The sequence below is a fragment of the Streptomyces sp. B1866 genome, assembly GCF_031932565.1.
In the GTDB taxonomy this organism is placed as follows: Bacteria; Actinomycetota; Actinomycetes; order Streptomycetales; family Streptomycetaceae; genus Streptomyces.
Window position 1 is genome coordinate 1 of record NZ_JAVSCF010000550.1, and the last position, 967, is coordinate 967.

A 967-nucleotide genomic window follows, 5' to 3' on the forward strand; every position below is an offset into this window, starting at 1 on the left:
CGCCCGGCGCCGCCGCCCTGGCCGCCGCCCGGCCTGCCGCCGCCGACGTCGTAGCGGCGCTCCTCGGGGCGGGGCCGCCCGTCGCGCCGCTGCCTCTGGTCGCGCTGGCCGCTGGTGCCTCGCTGGCGCGGGCTGCCGCCGTCCCTGCTGTTCCTGCCGCTGCTTCGCATCACGTTTCCGTCTGAGAGTGACCGCCGCCGCCTGCGCGGCCCGCGTCGTCGTCTACGTCGCCCGCATCTGGGTCGTCCAGGTCCGGGTCGAACGACGGCACCCCCTCCCGGGACTCCCCCTCGACCGCGTCCGCCTCGGGGAGGAACGGCGCGAGCTCGGGGAGCTCGTCCAGGCCGCGCAGGCCCATCCGCTCCAGGAAGTAGTTCGTCGTCCTGTACAGGATCGCACCTGTCTCGGGTTCCGTTCCCGCCTCCTCCACCAGGCCGCGCTGGAGCAGGGTGCGCATCACGCCGTCGCAGTTGACGCCGCGCACGGCGGAGACCCGGGACCGGCTGACCGGTTGACGGTACGCCACCACGGCCAGAGTCTCCAGCGCGGCCTGGGTGAGCCGGGCCTGCTGGCCGTCCAGGACGAAGCTCTCGACGGCGGGCGCGTACTCGGGCCGGGTGGAGTACCGCCAGCCGCCCGCGACCCGACGCAGCTCGAAGCCCCGGCCCTGCGCGGCGTACTCGTCGGCCAGCTCGCGCAGGGCGCGCGCGACCGCGCGGCGCGGCCGGTCGAGGACCTTCGCCAGGTGCTCCTCGGTCGCGGGCTCGTCCACGACCATGAGCACCGCCTCCAGGGCGGGCCGCAGGTCCAGGCCCGCGACCTCGGGGCGGGGCTGCGGGGGGCCGGCGGCCGCGGCCCTGGCCCCGCGGCCGGTCTGCTGCTCGCTCACGTCTGCCTGTCCCTCTCCGTGTCGCTGTGCGCCGCCCGGTCCTCCGGGCCCGGTCCGGCCTCGGCGCCGGGTCCGGCC

1 protein-coding gene is annotated in these 967 nt (G+C 77.2%); it reads right to left on the minus strand.

Going from position 1 to position 967, the window contains the following annotated elements:
- Positions 1–169: 169 nt before the first annotated feature.
- On the minus strand, positions 170–811 hold the full coding sequence (scpB, locus tag RKE29_RS30120; protein ID WP_312008877.1) for an SMC-Scp complex subunit ScpB: 642 nt from the start codon (positions 809–811) through the stop codon (positions 170–172).
- Positions 812–967: the final 156 nt, after the last annotated feature.